Origin of the sequence: Streptomyces smaragdinus (assembly GCF_009604385.1) — a bacterium.
Taxonomy (GTDB): Bacteria; Actinomycetota; Actinomycetes; order Streptomycetales; family Streptomycetaceae; genus Streptomyces; species Streptomyces smaragdinus.
On the sequence record NZ_WEGJ01000001.1, the window covers coordinates 466,318 to 491,228 of the forward strand.

A 24,911-nucleotide genomic window follows, 5' to 3' on the forward strand; every position below is an offset into this window, starting at 1 on the left:
CTCCGAGAGGCTCTCTGTGCTCAATCCGACGGATCTCGCCGCCTTCCCTCCCGACTTCGCCTGGGGTACCGCCACCTCCGCCTACCAGATCGAGGGAGCGGTCACGGAGGACGGACGCTCCCCCTCGATCTGGGACACCTTCTCCCACACTCCCGGCACCGTCGACAACGGCGACCACGGCGACACGGCGTGCGACCACTACCACCGCTGGCCGGAGGACATCGCCCTGATGCGGGCGCTGGGCGTCGGCACGTACCGCCTGTCGATCGCCTGGCCCCGCGTCGTCCCCGGCGGCGACGGCCCGGTCAACACGGCGGGCCTGGACTTCTACGACCGCCTGGTGGACGGCCTCCTCGCCGCCGGCATCACCCCGAGCGTGACCCTCTACCACTGGGACCTCCCGCAGACACTGGAGGACCGCGGCGGCTGGACGGTCCGCGACACCGCCGAACACCTGGCGACGTACACCGCCGCGGTGGCCGGCCGCCTGGGCGACAGGGTCACCCAGTGGGCCACCCTGAACGAGCCCCTGTGCTCGGCCTGGATCGGCTACCTCGAGGGCAAGATGGCCCCCGGCCGCACGGACCTGGAGGCGGCGGTACGGGCCTCGTACCACCTCCTGCTGGGCCACGGCCTGGCCACGCAGGCCCTGCGCGCGACGGCACCGGGCGCGCAGATCGGCCTGGTGACGAACCACTCCCCCGTCGAACCGGCGACCAGCCGCCCCGAGGACCTGGCGGCGGCGGTCCGCATGGACGGCCACACCAACCGCTGGTGGCTGGACCCGGTCTACGGCCGCGGCTTCCCCGCCGACATGCGCGAGCTGTACGGCGTGGACCTCCCGGAACGCCCCGGCGACGATACGACGATCGCGGCCCCCCTGGACTGGCACGGCCTGAACTACTACTTCCCGGTCACGGTCTCGGACGCCCCCTCGGAACCGGTCCCGCACGTCCAAGAGGTCCGCCTCCCGAACGTCCCCCGCACGGGCATGGACTGGCAGGTGGGCGCGTACGGCCTCGAATCCCTGCTCCTGCGCCTGACGGACGACTACGGAGTCCGCCGCCTGTACGTAACGGAAAACGGCTCGGCCTTCCCCGACACGGTGGCCCCCGACGGCACGATCAACGACCCGGACCGAGCCACGTACCTGGAACAACACCTCGCGGCCTGCGCCAGCGCCATCCGCAAGGGAGCCCCCCTGGCGGGCTACTACGCCTGGTCCCTTCTGGACAACTTCGAATGGGCCTACGGCTACGACAAGCGCTTCGGCCTGGTCCACGTGGATTTCCCGACGCAACGCCGCACGATCAAGACGAGCGGGCATCGGTACGCGGACATCATCCGGGCACACAAGGAGAGCTCGGTGACGGACTGAACCAGCTGCTTCACCGAAGAGGGCCCGTCGTCCGACGGTAACTGCACCACCGACCGATGACCGGTCTGCGGGCCCGAAGCCGTGCGCGGGCGGAGGATGTCAGGGCTTCCGCCCGCGCACGGTCTGGTACACAGGGTCAAGCTACGAACGTGGCCCACCCACGCACGCTGACCACCAGCCCCTCGGCCTGAAGCACCTTCACGGCCTTGTACGCCGTCGCGTTCGTCGTCTCGAAGCGGTTCGCCAGTTCGTTGGCGGACGGCAGTCGGTCACCCTTCGCCAGGGCCCCGGACTCGATCTCCGTGCGTAGGGCCGCAGCGATTGCCAGGTATGGGGGCAGGGGCGCAGTCATGGGGCAAGCGTCACCCGTTGAGGCACAAGTCGCATCCGCAGAATAAGTACCACTTCTGCAAGAAGGGCTATAAGCTGCGCATGAAAGTGCTCCGGCAGTGCGTCAACACCCCGGAGCGTGGCCGGATCACCGAAGGAGTGACCGACGTGGTGCATGCTATCTGCCGTCTACTCGAACTGTTGCTGCCATCCACGGGTGCGCACCGAACACCGCCCCTGACCGTGCGGCAGCTGGAGGCGCGCCTCCAGCGTGAGCGGCGACGCGCGGCCGTACTGGCCACGATGGGCCAGGTGGCCCGGTGAGCGAACTCCGGCGGCTTCCCTGGAAGGACGACGGCCGAACCGCGTACGCGACCATGGGCGACGGCATCGTGAACACCATGGCCGACGTCTACGAACTGGAAATCTTGGTGGGTGCGTCCCGGGACGCCGAACGCGCGGAGGACCTGGCCCGCCTCGCCGACACCTCGAAGGCTGAACTCCGGATCGCAGTGACGTACCTGGCCCATGCCCTGCGGGACGCCGTGGACGTGGCCACGATGCGCGGTGAGCGCCTGGCTGCCCCAGCCTCCGCGCGGCCAGGGGTCCTCACCGTGGCGGACAACCCGGACATCATCGGACCGGTCATCCTGGAGAAGCCGGCGGCGGACGACGGGGGCCGCTGACGGACAGCGGACTCAACGACAGAAGGGCCCCGGCCCCTCCCGGACAGGAGCGGTCAGGGGCCCTTCATCGTACGGACAGCCGGCCGGACAGATCTTGGCCGGACAGCGGCAGAAGGGTAGTCAGCGAGCTGGGCCAAGCGACCGCCGCCGTTCGGCCTTCGTCCGGACCTCCGCCAACGCGCGCTCATGGTCGACGGGCGGTGGCTGGAACTGTCCGGCGCTCGCTCGGACGTGCTCCTCCCAACGGTCCTCCCAGAACTCCACCGTCCAGCCGGGCCATCGCTGCGGCACCTCATACGCCTGCGCCGACGACGCCAGCACCCACCAGCCCACCTGATGCCGCAAGGAATCAACATGGATCCCGGCGTCGGCGGGCACCCGGCATACACCGTGCTCCGGACCGCCCGCCAGTCGGTTCAGCAGCGCGGGCCCTTTCCGGACCGGATGGTCGGCCACATTCGCCACCACGTAGCAGCGGTTCGCCCCAACCGTCACGACCGCGGCCATCGGCGCTGGTTCCCTCAGCCCCTCGTCGTCCGTTTCCAGCAGCCCTCCGAAGGAGGGACCGATATCGCGGTCACGAACGAGCTCCGGGTCCAGCCCCAGGTACGTTCGCAACTCTGCGAGCCCGTCGTACGTCCACCGCACGTCCCACCCCGCCCAAGCCTCCCGCAGCAACTCCAGGGTCGCGGCCCGGTACCGCATCACGGTGCTCGGCCCCTCCCAGGCGAACAACATCAGCACCTTCCGACCGAGGTCGATCAGCGCCGCTCCCTCGCAGAACACGTCGTCCAGCCACCGGTCGTCCATCCCCTGGCGCCGAACCATCGAGAGCGCCTCCGCCGGCCCTGCCAGCAGGTCGAGGTCAAGCCCCAACGCACCGGACCGGGAGTAGTACAACTCGTACTCACCGCTCTCGCGGACAACGACGAAGTTCGCGCGGTTACCCATCGCCCCAGAATGGCCAAATCCACAAGGGGGCCGCCAGCAATTTGACGTGCGTGTGTGACGCGACGCCCGGGTCCAGGGCCACGGAATGATCGCACTCGCGAGCAGCCGTGGAAGGCCAGAAGCCTGCGCGCCGTCCGACACCGCGAGCCGGACGCACGGTCTTGTGTGCGCCCGGCGCGGGGCAGGCTTACCGGAACGCCGGCAGGTTGCGTGACGCCCACGCGGCATAAGGGCTGGCCGGACGGTGGAGGACGGTCTCCACATCAGGGCTGACCTTCTGCTCTTCCGGGAGCGGAACACCGAGTACGTCGAGCGTGCCGGCGATGACCTGCTCCGGCATGAACTGGGCCATGTGGGCGTGGGCGTCCTCGCGGGACAGCTCCACGAAGGTCACTTCCTCGCCCAAGGCCTCCGAAAGGGCCGCCGCCTGCCGGCGCGGGCTGATCGGCTCGGGACCGGTCAACTCGTATACGTGGCCCGCGTGGCCGTCCTCGCGCAGTGCGGCTGCGGCGACCGCGGCGATGTCCGCCGGGTCGATGACGGGCAGGGCCACGTCGCCGAACGGGGCGAAGACCGTACGCCGGGTGCGGACCGTCTCGGCCCAGGCGAAGGTGTTGGAGGCGAACCCGCCGGGGCGCAGGATGGTGAAGTCGCGCCCGGACGCCCGTACGGCCGACTCGAACTCCCGCAGGCGGGCATGCGACGCCGCCTCGGGGCGGGTGGCGCTGACCTGCGACGAGAGCAGGACGATCCGCTCGACCCCGGCCTCCGCTGCCATGTCGAGCAGGGTGGTCGGGCTCTCGCCCTGGCTGTTGAGTTCGCCGCCCAGCAGGAGAAACAGGGCTCCGGCTCCTTCGAGGGCGGGTCGCAGGCCCGCAGCGGTCCCGATGTCGGCCTGGGCCCAGCGGACGCCGCCCTCCAGTCCGGCGGGCTGAGGTCGCCGCGACACTGCCACGATCTCTTCGCCCGCCCCCGTCAGCAGCTCCACCAGTGTCCGTCCGATGTTCCCCGTAGCACCCGTCACTGCGATCATCACGACTCCAGAAGTGAGTTAGTTGGCTAACTTGCACGAACGTAGCACACCTCTCCCAGCGGCTGTCTATAGTTAGTTGGGTGACCAACTCAGTGAATCGGCGGGTACGGGCGTCGCAGAAGCGTCAACGGCTGACCGCGGCGGCGGCCCGGGTTCTGCACGAGCAGGGGGTCGAACGCACCACCCTCAGCGACATCGCACGCGAGGCGGATGTCCCCGTGGGGAACGTGTACTACTACTTCAAGACCAAGGACGAGCTGGTCCAGGCGGCCCTGTCCGAGCACAGCGCGCACCTGGACGAACTCACCGGCCAGCTGGAGCAGCTGGCCGACCCCCGCGACCGCCTCAAGGCGCTGATCGAAGCGTGGATCGACCGGCGTGACGTCGCCGCCCGCTACGGCTGCCCCACCGGCACCCTGGCGGTCGAGCTCGACAAGCGCGCCGACGGCATCCTCGACGCCGAGGCCGGGGCGGTCATCCGGCGGCTGCTGAACTGGACCGAACGCCAATTCCGGGAGCTGGACCTGCCCAAGCCGGCCGACCTGGCCCTCACCCTCATCTCCGGCTACCAGGGCATGTCACTCCTGGCCAACGCCCTGCGCGACCCGGACATCATGACCCGCGAAGGCACCCGCCTCCTACACTGGCTCGACTCCCTCCAAGTTTCCGATGGACATCACTAGCCCATCGCGTGGCCGTCGGCAGGCTTACCCGCCCGTCGGCGACGCCAGTTGGGCCCGGCCTCAGGCTCCCTCGGAAATCTCAACGAGGGTGCGGCACGCGCCAAGGTCCTGAGGCAGTCCGGTCCTTCGAAACCAGGGCTGGACACTGGCGGCGCGCCACAATTCCTCGCGATCGAGTAGAGCAGACAGGTATGCACGCTGAGCAGGCGGGAGCACGTCGCCCGCGCGATGGAGGCGCGGGAACGCTGCGGTCACGAACGGGCACAGGTCCTCGTCGAGCGTGTGGACGCTGGCCAGGGCGAGTACGGCGAGGGCGGCAGGCAGCAAGTCCTCGAAGTCGTCAACACCCAGGGCGGCGGCCCGGATCAGATCAAATCGCAGCCATCCGTCCTGCCCGGGGAGATGTCCCTCGAACCAGTGGTCCGCCTCATGTGGAGTGAGAAGAGCGTCGAGGATTGCCCGGTTCGCGAACGGGTCACCGGCCAGCGAGGGTGCGAGTGCGGCACAGGCTCGGACTCCGGGATGTGCGTCGTGCAGTAGCGCCTCCGGATGTGCTCCGAGGATGCCGAGAAGCCGCGCCGCGGCCGCCCGTACTCCGGGTTCCGAACAGCTCACAGCGGCTTCCGTAAGGCGGTGCTCGATCTCGGGTCGGTTCATGACCAGGTTCTGGTGGCCGGACAGGTGGACTGCGGCTTCCAATGCTTTGGTCTTGACGCGGCCGTCGGGGTCGTCGAAGACCGCTGTGAGCCCGTTGAGAAGTTCGGGTGCGAAGGCTCTACAGGCCAGCATGTCTCGTGCGCTCATTGCCCGTGCGAACTCGTCGTCCAGAACTGCAGCCGGCAATCTGTCCGAACTCTGGGTGGTGTCGTCACCGGTCATGTCACGACGCCAGGCCTTTACCTCGGCTCGCATCCCCTCCAGTTCGGCCTCGTCGTAGCGGGCGGGATGTGCCTCGGCAAGCAGCATGGGCTCGTCCACGACATCGAACGCACACGACTCGGCGACGCGGGCGAGGAAGTCGACCAGATCCAGGCGCAGCGGTCGAGGTTCGACGTCCCGAGGCAGGACGTTCTCCACCAGCTCCGCGGTTCGGGGGTCCCGCAGCACCGAAGCGACAACACGAGCGATCGGACCGGTGGCCGAGTAGATGCTGCCTTGGTGCAGGACCGCGCTGTCGAGATAAGCGACCGCGGCACTGCGGTTCGTGATGTCAGCGCCAAGCAGGGCCAGAAGGTGGAAGGGAGCATCTGAGGCTGGCCCATAGGCGTGATCGAGCTCCGACCAGTCGGTCTCCGTCAGCAATCTGCTCATCGAGTCCACGGGGAGATCGTGGCAGGTACCCCGCCCAGGTCGACGCCGGGGGCCGGTCACCCGCCTCCCCCCGAGCGTCCCGCTTGGCACAGGCGTTCGACGCCCTGCTACACGTGATGCGTGACGAACTTTCGGGCCGGGGCCGCCGCCCTCTTCGCTGCCGTGTTCCTCGGGTCCGATACTGACGGGCCTCGCCGGCGGACACGGCCGTGCCGGACGCGGTGCCTGTGACAACCCCCTCCAAGCCTGATCACCAGCCTCCCCGTCACGGATGAGTCCCGTACCGGGTACGGCCGATCCTTGCGGAGGCACTCGATCGATGCCGACCGTGACGGCTGCCAGACCCGGGCGGAGGTGCTGCGGGACGAGGAAGCTGACAGCTCTGATCTCAGAGCCAGGTCACCTGGCGGATGTACACGCGCTCATGGCGCGGAACCACGAGGTAGACGAAGAATCCGCTGTCGACATGTGCGACGTCGCCCTTCGGGCTCGGGCCCTCGTACTGGGTGCCGTCGAGGTGGAACGCTTCGGCGGCGCGGACCAGTTCGTCGGCCTTCTTCTCGACCTCGGCGACGAAGGCCGGCGGGGTTCCGCCGATGGCGTACTGCTCACTGGGGTCGTATTCCCAGCTCCACTTCACGCGGACACCGCCCGCGCCGCCGTGTGCTCGACGGCCTGCAGTTCGTCCATGGCGGAGCGGAACGCCGGGTCGTTCCTGTCGGCCGTTCCGTGGATCGTGGCCAGGGCGTGGCTGCGGCGGGCGGAGAGATCAGGTCGGCGCTCGATCTCCACCTGCGCGGCCCAGTGCGCCAGCCAGTGCTGGAGGTGTCCGATCTTGCCGGTCCGGATGGCGGCGGCGAGCACTTCTTCCTTGTGCTTCTCCAGTTCGTCCAGACGGTGCGGGGCGATGCGGACGAGCGCCAGGCAGATGGCGGCGGGAGTGTATTCGGGACGGGCCAGCAGCTCAGCGCCGTGGTCTGGCCGTGTGCTCACGGCGTCCTCCCTGGGTACCCGGCCACCATAGCCAGCCGGGGTGACACAACGGATAGCGACACCGGAGGAGCCGAGAGGGACATTGGCCTCGTCTGCGTCGGCCTGAAGCCTCTGCTCGGCCTGTGCTTCCTGGGCGCCGGACAACCCCGACAGCCGGGGCAACCGCGCCCCTCGTACATCTCGGGCGAGCCAGCGGTCTTTGACTGACCGGCAGAGCCATGGGATGAAGCGCAGAGCCTTGGAACGGCCTGGTCCCAAGGCTCTGCCGGTCAGTGAAGGGCAGGGGCGGCAGGATTCGAACCTGCGGCGTGCGGGTTTGGAGTCCGCTGCTCTGGCCGGGCTGAGCTACGCCCCTTCGGTGGTCCTCAGGGTGGCATGGGGGTGAGGGGAGGGGCCAGCCAATATCTAGAGGCCCGGAGGGGTCTCGTCGTGCAGGATCTGCTGGAATATCGCGTGGTCTCGCCACGCGCCGTTGATGTGGAGGTAGTTCGGCGCCGTGCCGATGCGGTCGAAGCCGCAGCGGGTCAGGACTGCCTGGGAGCGGGTGTTCGTGAGGAGGGTTGTGGCCTCGATGCGGTGCAGGCCCAGGTGGTCGCGGGCGACCTTCGCCGCGTGGGCGACGCCCGTCGAGACGAGGCCCTTGCCCTCGTGGCTCGCCGCCACCCAGTAGCCGAGGTACGAGCTGCAGAACGGGCCCCGGGCGATGCCCGTCAGCGTGATGCCGCCGACGATTCGGGCGCCGTCCGTCAGGAGCCAGGGGGCCGCGCGGCCCGTGTTGTGGTCCATGAGGAGGCCGCCCAGGCGCGTGGCCTGGCCCTCTTCCGTGAAGTGGGTCTCCGGCCAGGCCGGTTCCCAGGGGGCGAGGTGGGAGCGGTTCTCGCGCAGGGCGTCGGCCAGGGGGGCGGCGTCGTCGGGGGTGGCTAGGCGCATCAGGACGCCGGTGGGCAGCTGGGTCGAGGGCAAGGTCATTCCGGCAGCCTAGTCGGCTGCGGCAGCGGCTGTTCGGCCCAGATGACCTTGCCCGTCGGGGTGTAGCGGGTGCCCCAGCGGTCGGCCACCTGGGCCACCAGGAAGAGGCCGCGGCCGCCCTCGTCCGTGCTCGCTGCCTGGCGCAGATGGGGTGAGGTGAGGCTGTCGTCGGAGACCTCGCAGATCAGGGCGCGGGCGCGGATGATGCGGACCTTGATCTGGCCGCTGGTGTAGAGCATGGCGTTGGTGACGAGTTCGCTGAGGATCAGCTCCGTGCTGAAGGCCTCGTCCGCCAGCCCCCATTCCGTGAGCCTGGCGGCGACCGCCGCCCGTACCCGGGCCACGGCGGACGGTTCGGGCGGTACGTCCCACTCGGCGACCTGGTCCGGCGCCAGCCGTCGCATGCGGCTCACCAGGATCGCCACGTCGTCCGCCGGGTGCTCGGGCAGCATGTCGGCCAGTACGTCGTCGCAGAGTTCCTCGGACGTACGGCACGGATCGCCGGAGAGCGTCGCCAGCAGCAGCGACAGGCCGACGTCGATGTCGCGCTGGCGGTCCTCGACGAGTCCGTCGGTGTAGAGCACCAGCCGGCTCCCCTCCTCCAGCACCACGTCCAGCGTTTCGAACGGCATGCCGCCCAGCCCCAGCGGCGGCCCGCCGGGCACCTCGACGAACTCGGCGACGCCGTCGGGGCGGACCACCACCGGGTGCAGATGTCCGGCGCGGGCCAGGGAGCACACCCCGGACATCGGGTCGTAGACGGCGTACACGCAGGTGGCGCCGATGACGCCGGCGTCGGGGCTGTCGGCGGGCTCGTCCTGGTCGATCCGGGCGACCAGCTCGTCCAGGTACCACATCAGCTCGTCCGGGGGCAGGTCGAGGCTGGCGAAGTTGTGCACGGCCGTACGCAGCCGGCCCATGGTCGCCGCCGCGTGCAGTCCGTGGCCGACGACGTCGCCGACGACGAGGGCGACCCGGGCGCCCGGCAGCGGGATGATGTCGAACCAGTCGCCGCCCACCCCTCCCCCGCCCCGTCCGGCCATCGCGGGCAGATAGCGCCAGGCGACCTCCACGGCGTCCTGCTCGGGAAGGCTGTGCGGGAGCAGGCTCTCCTGGAGGGTGACCGCCATGGCGTGCTCGCGGGTGTAGCGGCGGGCGTTGTCGATGCTGACCGCCGCACGGGTGACGAGCTCCTCCGCGATCGACAGGTCCTCCTCCTCGAACGACGCGGGGTGCCCGGAGCGGCGGAACACCGCCTCGCCGAGGATCACGCCGCGCGCCTGCAGGGGCACGGTGATCTGCGCCCCGCCCCCCTCCGCACGCCCGCTCTCCGCGACCCGCTCCATCGGTACGTCCCCGTCCGCCGCCGTGGGCTCCTCGCCGCGCAGGACGGCCGGGCGCAGGTCGACGGTGGCGTGGTCGGCGAACCGGGCCGCCGCGAAGTCCGCCAGCTCCCGGCAGGTGCGTGCCACGTCGAGGGAGGTGCCGACCTCCGACCCGGCGTCGTGCAGCAGGCGCAGCCGGCCCCGGGCGACCTCGGCGCGGCCGGTCTCGGCCTTCAGCTCGGTGGTGTCGCGCAGGGTGGTGACCGTGCCGGGCGGGCCGCCCTCGCGGTCGGTGGGGCGCTGGCTGACGGCCACCAGCCGGCCGCCGACCTCGTACACCTCGTCGGTGGCGGCGGAGCCGGACGTCAGCAGGGTGGACAGCGGGGAGGCGACGGGGAGGTCGCTGACGGGGGTGCCCTCGGCGTCGGGGGGCAGGTCGAGGAGCCGGCGGGCCTCGTCGTTGGCGAGGAGGACGCGGCCGCTGCCGGAGGCGATGACGACGCCCTCGCGGACGGCGTGCAGGACGGCGTCATGATGTTCGTACATACGTGCCATCTCGGTGGGGCCGAGGCCGTGGGTCATGCGGCGCAGTCTGCGGCCGACGGCCGCGGCGCCCGCGGTGGCCAGCAGCAGGGCGACACCGGCCGCGCCGAGCAGGAGGGGCAGTTCGTTGCGTACGGGCGCGGCAACGTGTTCCAGGGTGACGCCGGCGGAGACCATGCCCACGACATCGCCGTCGGAGTCCTTGACGGGGACGGTCGCCTGGACGAGCGGGCCGATGGTGCCGACGATCTGCTCGGTGACGGTCTCGCCCCGGCGGACGGGGCCGAGCTCGCCGACGAACTTCTTGCCGATGCGGTCGGGCTTGGGGTGGGTGTAGCGGATGCCCGCTCGGTTCAGTACGACGACGAAGTCGACCTCCGCGGCGATGCGGACGGCCTCCGCCCGCGGCTGGAGGACGGCGGTGGGGTCGGGGCCGTGCAGCGCCCTCTCCACCCCGGGTGCCTGGGCGAAGGTCTCGGCGACGGCCACGGAACGGTTGCGCGCCTCGCGTTCGCTGGCGGTGCGGGCCTGCAGCAGCAGGGCGGCCGCGGCGGCGGCGACGAGCGGCACGATGATCGCGATCTGCAGCAGGAAGACCTGGCCCGCCACGGTGCGGGCGCCCTTCGGCGCGGTGGGTCGCGACATCGTGGCTGCCTGCCTCCTTGCCTGAAGTCTGGCCCCTGGCTCCCGGGGCCGGTAGCCGGATTGCGCCGAGTGGGCGGCGCCGGCCGCACCCCGGCCGCCGGGCCCGGGTCAGTTCCCGGCTTCGGCCTCCCGCCGGGCCGTCGCACTGAGACACTGTCCCCGCCCATGCACGACATGTGACGAAAGTGGGTCCGAATGCAGGATGAACGCGACACCACCACCGTCATCCCGAACCCCGCGACCGGCGACGGCGAGCTGCGTGCCCTGCTCGCCGCCATGCGGGCGATGCGTGACGGGAACTTCCGGATCAGGCTGCCCGAGGACCGCGGCGGCACCGTCGGGGAGCTCGCCTCGGTGTTCAACCAGATCGCCGACCGCAAGGCCCATTTCGGCGACGAACTGGCCCGGGTGCGGGGCAGCGTACTGCGTCAGGGACGGCTGGACGAACGGGTCGCGGCAAGTCCCGGTCAGGGATCGTGGGCGACGGAGGTCTCGCACACCAATACGCTGCTGGACGCCCTGGTCGGGCCGGCGGCGAACGCGACCCGGGTGCTGGACGCGGTGGCGGGCGGCGATCTGACGCAGCGCGTCGACCTGCACGACGGCACCCGTCAGCTGCACGGGGACCTGCGCCGGCTGGGGACGGCGGTGAACAAGATGGTCGACCAGCTGTCCCTGTTCACCGGCGAGGTCACCCGGGTGGCCCGCGAGGTGGGTACGGAGGGCCGCCTCGGCGGCCGGGCGAAGGTGCAGGGCTTGTCGGGCAGCTGGCGTCAGGTCACCGAGGCGGTGAACATGATGGCCGCCCGGCTCACCGCGCAGGTCCGGGACATCGCGGTGGTGACGACGGCGGTGGCGAGCGGTGACCTGACCCGGACGGTGACGGTCGAGGCCACGGGTGAGCTGCTGGAGCTGAAGCTCACGGTGAACACGATGGTGGCGCAGCTCTCCGCGTTCGCCGACGAGGTCACCCGGGTGGCGCGTGAGGTGGGTACGGGCGGTCAGCTGGGCGGCCGGGCGCAGGTGCGGGGGGTGTCCGGGGTATGGAAGGACCTCACCGACAACGTCAACTTCATGGCCTCCAACCTCACCAGCCAAGTCCGTAACATCGCCCAGGTCACGACGGCCGTCGCCAACGGCGATCTGAGTCAGAAGATCACGGTGGACGCGCAGGGCGAGATCCTGCAGCTGAAGTCGACGATCAACACGATGGTGGATCAGCTGTCCGCGTTCGCCGACGAGGTCACCCGCGTCGCCCGCGAGGTGGGTACGGAGGGAAACCTCGGCGGACAGGCCCAGGTACGCGGCGTGTCGGGGGTCTGGAAAGACCTCACCGACAACGTCAACTTCATGGCCTCCAACCTCACCAGCCAGGTGCGGAACATCGCGCTGGTGACCACGGCCGTCGCCAACGGCGACCTCTCCAAGAAAATCGAAGTCGACGCCCGCGGCGAAATCCTCGAACTCAAATCCACCATCAACACCATGGTCGACCAACTCTCCGCCTTCGCCGACGAAGTCACCCGCGTCGCCCGCGAAGTCGGCACGGAAGGAAACCTCGGCGGACAGGCCCAGGTACGCGGCGTCTCCGGCGTCTGGAAAGACCTCACCGACAACGTCAACTTCATGGCCTCCAACCTCACCAGCCAAGTCCGCAGCATCGCCCAGGTCACCACCGCCGTCGCCAACGGCGACCTCTCCAAGAAAATCGAAGTCGACGCCCGCGGCGAAATCCTCGAACTCAAATCCACCATCAACACCATGGTCGACCAACTCTCCGCCTTCGCCGACGAAGTCACCCGCGTCGCCCGCGAAGTCGGCACGGAAGGCCAGCTGGGCGGCCGGGCCGAGGTGCGCGGGGTGTCCGGGGTGTGGAAGGACCTCACCGACAACGTCAACTTCATGGCCGACAACCTGACCTCCCAGGTCCGCAACATCGCCCTGGTGTCCACGGCGGTGGCACAGGGCGATCTGGGCAAGAAGATCACGGTGGCGGCGAAGGGCGAGATCCAGGAGCTGAAGGACACCATCAACACGATGGTGGACCAGCTCTCCGCGTTCGCCGACGAGGTCACCCGCGTCGCCCGCGAGGTCGGCACCGAGGGAAACCTCGGCGGACAGGCCCAGGTACGCGGCGTCTCCGGCGTCTGGAAAGACCTCACCGACAACGTCAACTTCATGGCGTCGAACCTGACCTCCCAGGTCCGCAGCATCGCCCAGGTCACCACCGCCGTCGCCAAGGGCGACCTGTCGAAGAAGATCGACGTCGATGCCCGCGGCGAGATCCTCGAGCTGAAGGACACCATCAACACGATGGTCCAGCAGCTGCGCGCGTTCGCCGACGAGGTGACCCGCGTGGCCCGCGAGGTGGGTACGGAGGGCCAGCTGGGCGGCCGGGCTCAGGTGCGCGGGGTGTCCGGGGTCTGGAAGGACCTCACCGACAATGTGAACTACATGGCCGACAACCTGACCTCCCAGGTCCGCAACATCGCCCAGGTCGCGACGGCCGTGGCCCAGGGCGACCTGTCGAAGAAGATCGACGTCGACGCCCGCGGCGAGATCCTCGAGCTCAAGACGACCATCAACACGATGGTCGACACCCTGTCCTCCTTCTCCTCCGAGGTCACCCGTGTCGCCCGCGAGGTCGGCTCCGAGGGCCAGCTGGGCGGACAGGCCCGGGTGGAGGGCGTGTTCGGCACCTGGAAGCGCCTCACCACGAACGTGAACGAGCTGGCGTCCAACCTCACCACCCAGGTACGCGCCATCGCCGAGGTCGCCTCCGCGGTGGCCGCCGGTGACCTGACCCGCTCCATCACGGTGGAGACCCGGGGCGAGGTCGCCGACCTGAAGGACAACATCAACCTGATGGTGGCCAACCTCCGCGAGACCACCCGCGCCAAGGACTGGCTGGAGACGAACCTGGCCCGCCTGGCCGGCCTGATGCAGGGCCACCGCGACCTGATGGAGGTCGCGGACCTCATCCTGCGAGAGCTCACGCCGCTGGTGAACGCCCAGTACGGCGCGTTCTTCCTGGCCGACCCGGACGGCGACGGGAGCCTCTCCGATCCCCCGGCCGCGACCAAGGGCCTGGCGTTCATCGCCGGTTACGGCTCCGCGCAGAGCTCCACCGTGGACACCGGCGGCATGCCCGGGCACGGTCTCGTACGGCAGGCGGCGCTGGAGAAGAAGCGGATCCTGATGGAGGAGGCGCCGCCCGACTACATCAAGATCAACTCCGGGCTCGGTGAGGCCGCCCCGGCCAGCGTCGTGATCATCCCGATCCTCTTCGAGGACAAGCTGCTGGGCATCATCGAGCTGGCGTCGTTCTCCCGCTTCTCGGACGTCCACCTGGCGTTCTTCGACCAGTTCGTGAACACCATCGGCGTCGCGATCAACACCATCATCGCCAACTCCCGCACGGAGTCCCTGCTGGGCGAGTCGCAGCGCCTGGCGGTCCAGCTGCAGGAGCGGTCGGACGAACTGCAGCGCCAGCAGGCGAAGCTGCAGCGCTCGAACGCGGAGCTCGAGGAGAAGGCGGCGCTGCTGGCGACGTCCTCGCAGTACAAGTCGGAGTTCCTGGCGAACATGTCGCACGAGCTGCGCACCCCGCTGAACTCCCTGCTCATCATGGCCCGGCTGCTCGCCGACAACCCGGACGGCAACCTCAGCGCCCAGGAGGTCCAGTTCGCCGAGACCATCAACCGCTCCGGGACCGATCTGCTCACGCTGATCAACGACATCCTCGACCTGTCGAAGATCGAGGCCGGCCGGATGGACGTACGGCCCAAGAAGCTGCCGCTGACGAAGCTGCTGGACTACGTCGACGCGACCTTCCGCCCGATCACCCTGGACCGGGGCCTGTCGTTCACGGTGAACGTGAGCGAGGGCGTGCCGCGGGAGATGTTCTCCGACGAGCAGCGCCTCCAGCAGATCCTGCGCAACCTGCTGTCCAACGCGGTGAAGTTCACCGCCTCCGGCGGCGTGACGCTGAACGTCGCGCCGGCCGAGGCGCCGGAGGACAAGGAGGGCGACGGCGATCTGGTGGCGTTCTCCGTCACGGACACCGGCATCGGGATCGCGCCGGAGAAACTGTCGGTGATCTTTGAGGCGTTCCAGCAGGCGGACGGCACGACGAGCCGCAAGTACGGCGGTACGGGCCTGGGTCTGTCGATCAGCCGGGAGATCGCGGGACTGCTCGGCGGCAAGATCGTCGCGCAGAGCGAGCCGGGCCGCGGCAGCACGTTCACCCTGTTCGTCCCGGCGGTCAGCCCCGGTCATCTGGGCGCCGAGACCGCCCCGGCGGTGTCGCCGCAGCTCGAGGCCGCCGCGGAGCCCGCGCCGCGGGCGGAGTTCGACAGCGACTGGCCGTCGACGACCAAGCTGGAGGAGTGGAAGTCGGGCCGCCCCGGCCAGGTGCTGCCGGGCCGGCGGGTGCTGATCGTCGACGACGACATCCGCAACGTCATCGCGCTCACCCATGTGCTGGGGCGGGTCGGGATGCCCGTGCTGTACGCGGAGAACGGCCGCGAGGGCATCGAGACGCTGGAGGCGAACGACGACATCCAGCTGATCCTGATGGACATCATGATGCCGGAGATGGACGGCTACGAGACGATCGAGGCGATCCGCTCCACGCCGCGCCGGGCGAATCTGCCGATCGTCGCGCTGACGGCGAAGGCCATGCCCGGCGACCGGGAGAAGTCCATCGCGAGCGGCGCGAACGACTACGTGCCCAAGCCCGTCGACCTGGACCGGCTGCTGACGGTGGTGTGCACGCTGCTGGACCCGGACCAGGGCGAGGACGGCCCGCTGATGCCCGGACAGCTGCCCGGCGGCCGCCAGGACGCCCCGGCAGGATGACGACAGCCCCCCGCCCGGCATCCGGGCGGGGGGCTGTCGGTACGGGCGTCAGGCCAGCGTCGCGAGGGCCTCGTTGAAGACCGCCGACGGACGCATCACGGCCGCCGCCTTCGCCGGGTCGGGCTGGTAGTAGCCGCCGATGTCGGCCGGCGAGCCCTGGACGGCGATCAGCTGGTCGACGATCGTCTGCTCCTGCTCGGCGAGGGTCTTCGCCAGCGGGGCGAAGGCCTCGGCGAGCGCGGCGTCGTCGGTCTGCCCGGCCAGCTCCTGCGCCCAGTACAGGGCGAGGTAGAAGTGGCTGCCGCGGTTGTCGATGCCGCCGACGCGACGGGTCGGGGACTTGTCCTGCTCGAGGAACGTGGCCGTGGCCCGGTCCAGGGTGTCCGCGAGGATCTGGGCGCGGGCGTTGTCCGTGGTGGTGGCCAGGTGCTCGAAGCTGGCGGCCAGGGCGAAGAACTCGCCGAGGCTGTCCCAGCGCAGATAGTTCTCCTTGACCAGCTGCTGGACGTGCTTGGGGGCGGAGCCGCCCGCGCCCGTCTCGAACAGACCGCCGCCGGCCATCAGCGGGACGACCGACAGCATCTTGGCGCTGGTGCCCAGCTCCAGGATCGGGAACAGGTCGGTCAGGTAGTCACGCAGCACGTTGCCGGTGACCGAGATGGTGTTCTCGCCGCGGCGGATGCGCTCGAGGGAGAACTTGGTGGCCTCGACCGGGGACAGGATGCGGATGTCCAGGCCCTCGGTGTCGTGCTCGGGCAGGTACTGCTCGACCTTCTTGATCAGCTCACGGTCGTGGCCGCGGGCCTCGTCCAGCCAGAACACCGCCGGGTCGCCGGTGGCGCGGGCGCGGGTCACGGCCAGCTTCACCCAGTCGCGGATCGGGGCGTCCTTGGCCTGGCAGGCGCGGAAGATGTCGCCGGGGGCGACCTTCTGCTCCAGCACCACGTCGCCGTTGGTGTGCACGAGGCGGACGGTGCCCGGGGCGGCGATCTCGAACGTCTTGTCGTGGCTGCCGTACTCCTCGGCCTTCTGCGCCATCAGACCGACGTTCGGCACGGAGCCCATGGTCGACGGGTCGAAGGCGCCGTTGGCGCGGCAGTCGTCGATCACGACCTGGTAGACACCGGCGTAGCTGGAGTCCGGCAGGACGGCGAGGGTGTCGGCCTCCTTGCCGTCCGGGCCCCACATGTGGCCGGAGGTGCGGATCATCGCGGGCATGGAGGCGTCGACGATGACGTCGCTGGGGACGTGCAGGTTGGTGATGCCCTTGTCGGAGTCGACCATGGCCAGCGCGGGGCCGTCGGCGATCTCGGCGTCGAAGGAGGCCTTGATCCCGGCGCCCTCGGGGAGGGCCTCGAGGCCCTTGAGGATGGTGCCCAGACCGTCGTTCGCGGAGAGGCCCGCGGCGGCCAGGACGGCGCCGTAGCGCTCGAAGGTCTTCGGGAAGAAGGCGCGGACCACGTGGCCGAAGATGACCGGGTCGGAGACCTTCATCATCGTGGCCTTCAGGTGCACGGAGAACAGCACGCCCTCGGCCTTGGCGCGGGCGATCTGCGCGGCGAGGAAGGTGTTCAGCGCGCTCGCGCGCAGCACGGCGGCGTCGACGACCTCGTCCTTCAGCACGGGTACGGACTCGCGCAGCACGGTGGTGGTGCCGTCGTCGCCGACGAGCTCGATGCGCAGGGAGCCGGCCTCGGCGAGGGTGACGGACTTCTCCGTGGTGGCGAAGTCGTCGGCGCCCATGGTGGCGACGTTGGTCTTGGAGTCGGCCGTCCAGACGCCCATGCGGTGCGGGTGGGCCTTGGCGTAGTTCTTCACCGAGGCGGGGGCGCGGCGGTCGGAGTTGCCCTCACGCAGAACCGGGTTCACGGCGGAGCCCTTGATCTTGTCGTAGCGGGCGCGGACCTCGCGCTCCTCGTCGGTCTTCGGGTCGTCCGGGTAGGCCGGCAGGGCGTAGCCCTGGGCCTGCAGCTCGGCGACGGCGGCCTTGAGCTGGGGGATGGAGGCCGAGACGTTCGGCAGCTTGATGATGTTCGCCTCGGGCTTCTTCGCCAGGTCACCGAGCTCGGCGAGGGCGTCGCTCACGCGCTGGCCCTCCTCGAGGTACTCGGGGAAGACCGCGAGGATCCGGCCCGCGAGGGAGATGTCACGGGTCTCCACCGCCACCCCGGCCGTCGAGGCGTACGCCTGGACCACCGGCAGGAAGGAGTACGTCGCCAGGGCCGGGGCCTCGTCGGTGTGGGTATAGATGATGGTCGAGTCAGTCACCGGGTGCGCTCCGCTCACATCGTCTGCGTCATTTGCTTGACATCAAGATATCTCGTCCCCGGGCAGGACTCGACGCCCCCCGCCATGCGAGGGGCGCCGGGGGATGAGCTATGCCACGTACCCCACATGGGCGAGGGCCTGCTTCAGCAGATGGCCCTGGCCGCCGGGCATCTCCTGCTGGACCAGCTCGGAGGCGGCCTCCTGCGGGGTGAACCACTCCAGGTCGATCGCGTCCTGGCGGGGCGCGCAGTCGCCCGTCACGGGCACCACGTAGGCGAGCGAGACGGCGTGCTGGCGGGGGTCGTAGTACGGGCTGACGCCCTGGGTGGGGAAGTACTCGGCGATGGTGAACGGCTGCAGCGAGGTGGGCACCCGGGGCAGCGCGACGGGGCCGAGGTCCTTCTCCAGATGCCGCAGCAGCGCGTCGCGGACCCGTTCGTGGTGGAGCACCCGGCCGGAGACCAGGGCCCTGCTGATCGATCCGTCGGCACCGATGCGCAGCAGCAGCCCCACATGGGTGACCTCGCCCGCGTCGTCGACGCGGACCGGGACGGCGTCGACGTAGAGGATGGGCATCCGGGCCCGCGCGGACTCGAGGTCGTCGGGGGCGAGCCAGCCGGGCGAGGTTTCCGTCAGATCAGCCATTCGCGCATCGTACGACGGGGTGCGGCCGGATACCGGCAGACCCCCCGAAGGGACTCCAACGGGCTGACGTGGAGTGTCCGTTGCGGGCACACTCGCGGTATGCGGACGCCGGTGAGCGACCCGCAGCGGATCGGGCCGTACGCCGTCGTCGGCCGGCTCGGGTCCGGCGGGATGGGGTGGGTGTATCTGGCACGGTCGCCGGCGGGCGAGGCCGTGGCGGTGAAGGTCGTACGCGCGGAGCTGGCGGCGGACGACGGGTTCCGGCGGCGGTTCGCGCGGGAGGTCGCCGCGGCGCGGGCGGTGGCCGGGGAGTACACGGCGGCCGTGGTGGACGCCGATCCGCTGGCCTCTCCCCCGTGGCTGGCGACGGAGTACGTGGCGGCGCCGTCGCTGGCGGAGGCGGTCGCGGCGTCGGGGCCGCTGCCGGAGCCGGAGCTGCGGCGGCTGGGGGCGGGGCTGGTGGAGGCGCTGCGGGCGATCCACGCGGCCGGGGTGGTGCACCGGGACCTCAAGCCGTCCAACGTGCTGCTCGCGGCGGACCGGCCCCGGGTGATCGACTTCGGGGTGTCGCTGCTGGACGGCACCGGACGGCTGACGCGGGCGGGGTCGGTGCTGGGCACGCCGGCGTACATGGCCCCCGAGCAGCTGACGGGCGCCGGGGTGGGGCCGCCCTGCGACATCTTCGCGCTCGGCGGCGTGCTGGCGTACGCGGCGACGGGCCGGGCGCCGTTCGGCGACGGCAGCGGGGTGATGTACCGCGTGGCGCACGAGGCCCCCGACCTGTCCGCCGTGCCCCCGGGCGTACGGGAGACGGTCGCCCGGTGCCTGGACAAGGACCCCCGGCGCCGTCCCGGGACGGCCGCCCTGCTGGGTGCCCTGGCCCCGCCCGGCACCCTGCCGTCGTGGCCGGCCCCGGTCACCGACCGGATCCGTGAGCGCGGCGAGGACCTGGCGCGCCGGCGCTCGGCGGGAGCGGCCGGGGTGTCGATGGCGCCGGCGCTGCTGCTGCACGCGCGGACCCTGCTGGACGCCGGGCTGACCGGCACCCTCGTACGACAGGCGGTGGACCGTGGCCGAAGCCGGTGACCTGGGCACCCACTGGCGCCGGCTCGCCGTCGCCTGGGGTGCGGGAAACGGCCGCCGGGCGCACGACGACGGGACGGCGCTGTGTCTGACGTGGGAGCTCGCGGAGTCCCGCCGGCAGCTCACCGTACGGCTGACGACCGCCCGCGGTCTGCTGGTCGCCTTCATGACCGACGGGCAGGTGCTGGACCACGGTCAGCTGGCCACCGCCGCCGCTGCCGCGAACGCCTGGAACACCGAGCAGCTCCTGCCGATGCTGGCCGTCTGGGACGTCCGGGGACCGGGGCCGTGTCTGGCGGGCGTGTGTTCGCTGCCGCTCAGCTGCCGGCTGACGGAGGAGGAATTCGCGCAGGTGGCCGATGAATGGCTGGCACAGGCGCGACAGATGTTTCTCAGGTGCTATCAGGTGTTCCAGTTGTAGGAGTTCCGCAAGGGAATTCCCGCGATGGCGTCAATTCCCGTCCGGAAAAGCCTTTCCCCTCATACAATCGTCGTGCTCTCGGCCCGCAGGGGGGTTCCATGGGTCGTCGACGGATCTTTTCCGCGGCCTTTCCGCTCGGAATATCACTTCTCTTCGCGCTGCCCGCTCCCGCGTCCGCCGACGCCGGCTGCCGGGACGCGACGGTCGCCTGCTGGGCGGACCGCGCCGCCGCCGGACAGCTCGTCGTCGTCACGCTCGACGACGCCCTCGGCGCGTTCGGCGACGGCGTCACCCGGCTGCAGCTCAGCCGGCTGCACGACGGCCGCCTCACCGTGGTCGTCCCGGAGGGGACCGCCACCGGCGCCGGCGGGACGACGCTGCTGGCGCTGGCCGACGAACGGCTCATCGCCCGCGACTCCACGGTCACGCCGCTGACCGACGCCCTGCGCCAACGGCTCGATCAGGCCGAGGCCTGCGACACCGCGAAGGCGGCCGCCCTGTGCGACCAGCTCGCCGACGACGGTGTCACCGGGGCGAAGCTGATCGCCGCCCGGCGGGCGACGGAGGCGGCCGCGTTCCGCGCCGCGCCCGGCGGGGGCGGATCCCCGCTCGGCCCGATCCTCGGCGGTGTGCTGGCCGTCCTCGTGCTGGGCGGCCTGCTGCTGATCGCCCTGACCCGCCCCCGCCACCCCGTCCCCGCCGCCGGACCGGCGCCCGGCGCGCCGACCACGCCCGCACAGCCCCCGCACCCGCCGCGGCGCCGCGCGGGCGGCGCCGCCCGAACCGCCCGGCCCGCCCCGCAGGTGCCGAGCGGACCGCGCCGTACCGCCACCGTCCGTACCGCGCTGCGCCCGCAGGGCTACGTCGAGATCGAGCACGGCCTCTTCCGCGCCGTCTGGGCGGATCCCGGCAGCCTCGCGCCGGAGCCCGGCGAGCCCGTGGACGTCGTGGGCCACCCGGGCAGAGAGCGGCTGACCGCCGTCCCGCCCACCTCCTGACCAGATCGCGTCCGATCCACCGCGAGGAGCCCTCATGCACGAACAGCACCCCCGGACGCTTCCGGTCCAGTACTCCGACATCGAGTTCGAGAACAACGCCCAGCGGCTGCCCCTCGTCCTGTGCCTGGACACCTCGAGCTCCATGAACGGCCGCCCGATCGACACCCTCAACGAGGCCCTGGACTCCTGGACGCACGAGCTGCAGCACGACGTCGGCCTCAGCTACAGCGTCGAGGTCGCCGTCATCACCTTCGGCGGCCACGGCGTCCGCGCCTGGCAGGGCCCCAACCCGCTGCAACCGGACACCCGCGTCAGCCCGTTCGTCCCCGCCCACGCCTTCCGCGCACCGCGCTTCACGGCCTCCGGGGTGACGCTCCTGACGGAGGCCCTGGAGCTGGCCATGCAGATCGTCGCCGCCCGCAAGACGGAGCTGCGCGCCGCCGGACTCCAGTACTACCGGCCGCAGATCTGCCTGGTCACCGACGGCCTGCCCACGGACGGCACCGGGCACTACACCGAGTCCTGGCGCCGGGTGGTGCCCGTCCTGGGCGACGAGCAGCTGGCGCGCCGCTTCCGGCTGTACGCGATCGGGGTGGGCGGCATCACCGACCAGGGCGAGGCCGTGCTGCGGGAGCTGGCGCCGAAGTTCAACGCCCGGCTGCAGGGCTTCCCGTTCAAGGAGCTGCTGCAGATGATGTCCGCCAGCGCGTCCGCCGAGCAGAAGGGCGCGGGCGACGAGGTGTTCGAGAAGATCTTCAGTCAGTTCCGTACGCAGCGCCCGGCGTGGGAGAGCTGATGTGGCGGGTGCACGGACTGAGCGTGCCGGGCTACCGGCACCGCCGCGACGGCGTCCCCTGCCAGGACGCGTGGGCGCACCGGCAGTCGGGCAGCGCGCAGGTGCTGGCCGTGGCCGACGGCGCCGGCAGCCGGCCGCGGTCCGACGAGGGCGCGCGGCTGGCCGTCGAGCTGGCGACGGAGCACTTCAGCCGGTGGACGTGGGCGAACGCCGGGGCACCGGCGGCGGCGCGGACGGTGCGGATGGAGCTGCAGATCACGTTCCGGGAGCTGCGCGCGGCGTTCCTGAAGCAGGTCGGGGACACGCCCGGGGACTTCGCGACGACGCTGACGGTCGTGGTGCTCACGCCTGAGTGGCTGGGGCATCTGTCGGTCGGTGACGGCTTCGTGGTGCTGCGGGCCGGTACGTCGGAGGAGGGCGAGCCGCAGTTCCATGCGCTGCCCCGGCCCGCGGCGCCGGGCGAGTACGGCAACGAGACGGTGTTCGTGACCTCCCCGGGCGCGGAGGAGTGGGTGCACACCGACTGTGTGCAGGACCGGGGGATTTCCGGGGTGCTGCTCTCCACCGACGGGCTGGCGCAGGCCGCGCTGTCCACCCGTCCGCCGGGACCGAACACGTCGTTCGTCTCCGCCGTGCTCCGCTCCCTCGACGAGCCCGGCCCCGACCCGGTCCGGGACACCGAGGCGCTGACGGACCTGCTGACCTCGGACCGGCTGACGGCGCTGAATGCCGACGACAAGACGCTGCTGCGGGCGGTGCGCACATGACCGGACGGATCGTCCTGCTCGGGCAGGAGGAGACCCGGCTGGCGGCGGAGCCGCTCAAAAGCGGCGGTCAGGCGGCCGTGTTCCCGGTGCTCGGGGCCGGTCACACCGTGGTCAAGCTGTACCGCGATCCGCCGGGGCCCGATCAGGAGCGGCGGCTGGAGCGGATGCTGGCGATGGCGCCGCTCGGCGGGCGCCCCGTGGAGGCCGCGCAGCCGCCGGAGCTGGCCTGGCCCACGGCGCTGGCCCGCGGCCCGCGGGGCGAGTTCCTGGGGTACGCCATGCGCAGCTTCGGCGAGCCCGGGCACGTACAGCTGGTGGGGCTGTTCACCCGGGCACAGCGGCTGCGGCTGTTCCCGCCGCGGACGGACTGGCGGTTCCTGCTGGGCGTCGCGTGGAACCTGGCGTTCATGACGGTGCGCATGCATCACGAGGGTTTGTTCGTCGGGGACTTCTCCGCCAGCAACGTGGTCGTCGACGCCAACGGCTTCGTCACGTTCCTCGACTGCGACTCTATCGCCTTCACCGACGCCGCGACCGGCGAGCACTTTCCGTGCACGATGCAGACGCCCGACTACTCCGCGCCGGAGCGCCAGGAGGGCGGTCCGGCGACGGCCGCCAGCGACGACTTCGCGCTGGCCGTGCTGGCGTACCAGCTGCTGACCGCGGGGAACCACCCGTTCGGCGGGGTGCCGCGTGACAGCGACTCGCAGTCGACGGTGAAGGACAACATCGCGTCCAGCGCCTCGTACGTCGTACGGCCCGAGGACATCGTGGTGCCGCGCGGGGTGGTCGACCCGTCGGTGCTGCCGCCGGCGCTGCTCGAGCTGGCCCGGACCGCCTTCGGCCCCGGGGTGCTGGACGTGTCCGCGCGGCCCTCGGCGGCGGACTGGCTGCGGGCGCTGGACGGGGAGCGCGGGCGGGTGCGGCAGTGCGGGGACCGGCCGCGGCACAGTTACGGCGGGCATCTGGGCGCCTGTCCGTGGTGCGCGCGGGCGCGGGCCACGGGACAGGACGCGTTCAACCCGCCGGCCGCCGCGCCCGCCGCCCCCGTCCCCGCCGCGGCGCCGGGTGCCACCGGGGCCGGGCAGCCGGTCCCGGTGGCGCTGGTCGCGGTGATCGTCGTGGCGGTGCTGGTGCTGCTGGTGGTGATCGCCGCCGCGTGACCCGGGGCGTCAGTGGGCCCCGTCCAGCCGGGCGCGCTGCTCGGCGGTGAGCTCCAGGTCGACGGCGGCGAGGTTCTCGTTCAGCTGGGCCACCGACGAGGCGCCGGCCAGCGGGAGGATCGGCAGCTCGTGGCCGATCTGCCAGGCCAGCACTACCTGGTTGGGGGTGGCGCCGCACTCCTTCGCCACCTCGCGCAGCGCGGTGAGGCGGCGTTCGTTGCCCGGGTGCTCGTAGTCCTCCCAGAGCTGCTTGTCCGCGCGGGTGTACGCCCCGGCCAGCAGCGGCGAGTACGCCACGAGGGTGAGCCCCGGCTCCTCCCGCAGATAGGTCAGGTGTTCGGGGCCGGCGCTGCCCAGATTGCCGTCCCGGAACAGCGGCTGCGGGACGTCGAAGCGCGGGCGCAGCAGGCTGTGCTGGTACTGCAGCACCTCGTACCCGGGCAGCCCCGCCGCCGCGGCGATCGCGCGGGCCCGCTCGACCCGCCACACGGCGTGGTTGCTGACGCCCAGCAGACCGACCGTGCCCTCCTCGACCAGGGCGGCGAAGCCCTCCACGGTCTCCCCCAACGGCACCGTGCGGTCCTCGATGTGCGCGTACAGCAGGCCGATCTTCTCCACCCCGAGCGTCTCGCGGCTGCGCTCCGCCGCCTCGCGGATCACCTTGGCGGACAGCCCCTCCGGGTTGTCGACGTAGCCGGTGCCGGGGGCGAGGGGGCGGGCGCCGAGCTTGGTCGCGACGACGATCTCGTCGCCGATGCCGCGGCTGCGGCGCCAGCGGCCGATCACCGCCTCGCTCTGGCCGCCCAGGCTGTCGTCGTGCCAGAAGGCGTAGTTGTCGGACGTGTCGACGAAATTGCCGCCGGCCTCGGCGTACCGGTCCAGCACGGCGAACGCCGTCTCCTCGTCGGTCTGCGTGCCGAAGAGCATCCCGCCGAGCGCCAGCACGCTCACCTCGAGCCGGGTCGCCGGGTCGCTGCCGATCGTGCGGTACTTCATACGGGCATCCCTCCCTGTCGGCCGCGGGGAGAAATCCCCGGGCAAGCCCCATGGTGCGGCCCGGAGT

General features: G+C 71.1%; 22 protein-coding genes and 1 tRNA gene. 11 read left to right on the forward strand and 12 right to left on the reverse strand.

The genetic code is table 11. The features are described from left to right. The first annotated feature begins 16 nt into the window (after positions 1-16). Positions 17-1,378 (forward strand): GH1 family beta-glucosidase, encoded by a 1,362-nt coding sequence (locus tag SRB5_RS02315; RefSeq protein WP_323376832.1) that lies wholly within the window; start codon positions 17-19, stop codon positions 1,376-1,378. Positions 1,379-1,514: 136 nt separating this feature from the next. On the opposite strand, the gene SRB5_RS02320 is transcribed toward SRB5_RS02315, so the two are convergent. Continuing rightward, positions 1,515-1,730: a GntR family transcriptional regulator gene (locus SRB5_RS02320; RefSeq protein WP_228389686.1), complete on the reverse strand. Its 216-nt coding sequence runs from the start codon at positions 1,728-1,730 to the stop codon at positions 1,515-1,517. A 17-nt stretch (positions 1,731-1,747) separates the two neighbouring features. Here SRB5_RS02320 and SRB5_RS02325 point away from each other — a divergent pair, with 17 nt between their 5' ends. Continuing rightward, positions 1,748-2,032, forward strand: coding sequence for a hypothetical protein (locus SRB5_RS02325; protein ID WP_153449655.1), 285 nt, complete (start codon positions 1,748-1,750; stop codon positions 2,030-2,032). Then, positions 2,029-2,394 carry a hypothetical protein gene (locus SRB5_RS02330; RefSeq protein WP_153449656.1) on the forward strand — a complete coding sequence of 122 codons (366 nt, stop codon included), beginning with the start codon at positions 2,029-2,031 and terminating at the stop codon, positions 2,392-2,394. Before SRB5_RS02325 ends, SRB5_RS02330 begins: the two co-directional genes overlap by 4 nt. Positions 2,395-2,514: 120 nt before the next feature. On the opposite strand, the gene SRB5_RS02335 is transcribed toward SRB5_RS02330, so the two are convergent. Then, positions 2,515-3,345 (reverse strand): hypothetical protein, encoded by an 831-nt coding sequence (locus SRB5_RS02335; protein WP_153449657.1) that lies wholly within the window; start codon positions 3,343-3,345, stop codon positions 2,515-2,517. 187 nt (positions 3,346-3,532) lie between these two features. After that, the gene (locus SRB5_RS02340; RefSeq protein WP_153449658.1) at positions 3,533-4,378 is read right to left on the reverse strand and encodes an SDR family oxidoreductase; all 846 of its coding nucleotides are present in this window, start codon (positions 4,376-4,378) and stop codon (positions 3,533-3,535) included. Between the two features lie 80 nt (positions 4,379-4,458). On the opposite strand from SRB5_RS02340, the gene SRB5_RS02345 reads away from it, so the two are divergent. After that, entirely contained in the window at positions 4,459-5,061 is a 603-nt protein-coding gene (locus tag SRB5_RS02345) for a TetR/AcrR family transcriptional regulator (RefSeq protein WP_323376836.1), read from the forward strand. A 60-nt stretch (positions 5,062-5,121) separates the two neighbouring features. Here the strand turns inward: SRB5_RS02345 and SRB5_RS02350 are convergent, their stop codons facing one another. The 6 genes from SRB5_RS02350 to SRB5_RS02375 all read right to left on the reverse strand — a co-directional run bounded on the left by SRB5_RS02350 (position 5,122) and on the right by SRB5_RS02375 (position 10,847). Next, positions 5,122-6,381 (reverse strand): hypothetical protein, encoded by a 1,260-nt coding sequence (locus SRB5_RS02350; RefSeq protein ID WP_153449660.1) that lies wholly within the window; start codon positions 6,379-6,381, stop codon positions 5,122-5,124. 379 nt (positions 6,382-6,760) lie between these two features. Continuing rightward, positions 6,761-7,012 (reverse strand): hypothetical protein, encoded by a 252-nt coding sequence (locus tag SRB5_RS02355; protein WP_323376838.1) that lies wholly within the window; start codon positions 7,010-7,012, stop codon positions 6,761-6,763. After that, a complete protein-coding gene (locus tag SRB5_RS02360; protein WP_153449661.1) occupies positions 7,009-7,365 on the reverse strand; it encodes a hypothetical protein in 357 nt (118 codons plus the stop codon). Before SRB5_RS02360 ends, SRB5_RS02355 begins: the two co-directional genes overlap by 4 nt. Before the next feature lie 280 nt (positions 7,366-7,645). Further along, positions 7,646-7,720: transfer RNA gene (locus SRB5_RS02365), tRNA-Trp, on the reverse strand. 50 nt (positions 7,721-7,770) lie between these two features. Continuing rightward, positions 7,771-8,334, reverse strand: coding sequence for a GNAT family N-acetyltransferase (locus SRB5_RS02370; RefSeq protein ID WP_153449662.1), 564 nt, complete (start codon positions 8,332-8,334; stop codon positions 7,771-7,773). After that, entirely contained in the window at positions 8,331-10,847 is a 2,517-nt protein-coding gene (locus tag SRB5_RS02375; protein ID WP_153449663.1) for a SpoIIE family protein phosphatase, read from the reverse strand. Before SRB5_RS02375 ends, SRB5_RS02370 begins: the two co-directional genes overlap by 4 nt. A gap of 195 nt (positions 10,848-11,042) precedes the next feature. Between SRB5_RS02375 and SRB5_RS02380 the strand changes: the two genes are divergently transcribed. Then, on the forward strand, positions 11,043-15,707 hold the full coding sequence (locus SRB5_RS02380) for a HAMP domain-containing protein (RefSeq protein ID WP_194292808.1): 4,665 nt from the start codon (positions 11,043-11,045) through the stop codon (positions 15,705-15,707). A gap of 48 nt (positions 15,708-15,755) precedes the next feature. Here the strand turns inward: SRB5_RS02380 and SRB5_RS02385 are convergent, their stop codons facing one another. Together SRB5_RS02385 and SRB5_RS02390 are read right to left on the reverse strand one after the other, a co-directional pair. Then, positions 15,756-17,975, reverse strand: a complete 2,220-nt coding sequence (locus tag SRB5_RS02385; protein ID WP_323376839.1) for an NADP-dependent isocitrate dehydrogenase — start codon at positions 17,973-17,975, stop codon at positions 15,756-15,758. Positions 17,976-18,083: 108 nt separating this feature from the next. After that, the gene (locus SRB5_RS02390; RefSeq protein ID WP_153449664.1) at positions 18,084-18,620 is read right to left on the reverse strand and encodes an NUDIX hydrolase family protein; all 537 of its coding nucleotides are present in this window, start codon (positions 18,618-18,620) and stop codon (positions 18,084-18,086) included. A gap of 99 nt (positions 18,621-18,719) precedes the next feature. Between SRB5_RS02390 and SRB5_RS02395 the strand changes: the two genes are divergently transcribed. The 6 genes from SRB5_RS02395 to SRB5_RS02420 all read left to right on the forward strand — a co-directional run bounded on the left by SRB5_RS02395 (position 18,720) and on the right by SRB5_RS02420 (position 23,848). Then, on the forward strand, positions 18,720-19,706 hold the full coding sequence (locus SRB5_RS02395; protein ID WP_153449665.1) for a serine/threonine-protein kinase: 987 nt from the start codon (positions 18,720-18,722) through the stop codon (positions 19,704-19,706). Continuing rightward, on the forward strand, positions 19,690-20,124 hold the full coding sequence (locus tag SRB5_RS02400; RefSeq protein WP_323376840.1) for a hypothetical protein: 435 nt from the start codon (positions 19,690-19,692) through the stop codon (positions 20,122-20,124). The genes SRB5_RS02395 and SRB5_RS02400 overlap by 17 nt, the downstream gene beginning before the upstream one ends. A gap of 98 nt (positions 20,125-20,222) precedes the next feature. Beyond that, the gene (locus SRB5_RS02405; RefSeq protein WP_153449666.1) at positions 20,223-21,122 is read left to right on the forward strand and encodes a hypothetical protein; all 900 of its coding nucleotides are present in this window, start codon (positions 20,223-20,225) and stop codon (positions 21,120-21,122) included. Positions 21,123-21,156: 34 nt separating this feature from the next. After that, on the forward strand, positions 21,157-21,918 hold the full coding sequence (locus SRB5_RS02410) for a vWA domain-containing protein (protein ID WP_153449667.1): 762 nt from the start codon (positions 21,157-21,159) through the stop codon (positions 21,916-21,918). Further along, positions 21,906-22,685, forward strand: a complete 780-nt coding sequence (locus SRB5_RS02415) for a PP2C family serine/threonine-protein phosphatase (protein ID WP_323376843.1) — start codon at positions 21,906-21,908, stop codon at positions 22,683-22,685. The genes SRB5_RS02410 and SRB5_RS02415 overlap by 13 nt, the downstream gene beginning before the upstream one ends. After that, positions 22,682-23,848 carry a hypothetical protein gene (locus SRB5_RS02420; protein WP_153449668.1) on the forward strand — a complete coding sequence of 389 codons (1,167 nt, stop codon included), beginning with the start codon at positions 22,682-22,684 and terminating at the stop codon, positions 23,846-23,848. The genes SRB5_RS02415 and SRB5_RS02420 overlap by 4 nt, the downstream gene beginning before the upstream one ends. A 9-nt stretch (positions 23,849-23,857) precedes the next feature. Here SRB5_RS02420 and SRB5_RS02425 read toward each other — a convergent pair whose 3' ends face one another. Beyond that, positions 23,858-24,844 (reverse strand): aldo/keto reductase, encoded by a 987-nt coding sequence (locus tag SRB5_RS02425; protein ID WP_153449669.1) that lies wholly within the window; start codon positions 24,842-24,844, stop codon positions 23,858-23,860. Between the last annotated feature and the right edge of the window lie 67 nt (positions 24,845-24,911).

Coding starts and splice junctions, on each gene's coding strand:
- SRB5_RS02340 (WP_153449658.1), bottom strand. CDS start 4,378: ATGATCGCAGTGACGGGTGCTACGGGGAACATCGGACGGACACTGGTG.
- SRB5_RS02320 (WP_228389686.1), bottom strand. CDS start 1,730: ATGACTGCGCCCCTGCCCCCATACCTGGCAATCGCTGCGGCCCTACGC.
- SRB5_RS02370 (WP_153449662.1), bottom strand. CDS start 8,334: ATGACCTTGCCCTCGACCCAGCTGCCCACCGGCGTCCTGATGCGCCTA.
- SRB5_RS02410 (WP_153449667.1), top strand. CDS start 21,157: ATGCACGAACAGCACCCCCGGACGCTTCCGGTCCAGTACTCCGACATC.
- SRB5_RS02390 (WP_153449664.1), bottom strand. CDS start 18,620: ATGGCTGATCTGACGGAAACCTCGCCCGGCTGGCTCGCCCCCGACGAC.
- SRB5_RS02380 (WP_194292808.1), top strand. CDS start 11,043: ATGCAGGATGAACGCGACACCACCACCGTCATCCCGAACCCCGCGACC.
- SRB5_RS02425 (WP_153449669.1), bottom strand. CDS start 24,844: ATGAAGTACCGCACGATCGGCAGCGACCCGGCGACCCGGCTCGAGGTG.
- SRB5_RS02375 (WP_153449663.1), bottom strand. CDS start 10,847: ATGTCGCGACCCACCGCGCCGAAGGGCGCCCGCACCGTGGCGGGCCAG.
- SRB5_RS02420 (WP_153449668.1), top strand. CDS start 22,682: ATGACCGGACGGATCGTCCTGCTCGGGCAGGAGGAGACCCGGCTGGCG.
- SRB5_RS02395 (WP_153449665.1), top strand. CDS start 18,720: ATGCGGACGCCGGTGAGCGACCCGCAGCGGATCGGGCCGTACGCCGTC.
- SRB5_RS02335 (WP_153449657.1), bottom strand. CDS start 3,345: ATGGGTAACCGCGCGAACTTCGTCGTTGTCCGCGAGAGCGGTGAGTAC.
- SRB5_RS02405 (WP_153449666.1), top strand. CDS start 20,223: ATGGGTCGTCGACGGATCTTTTCCGCGGCCTTTCCGCTCGGAATATCA.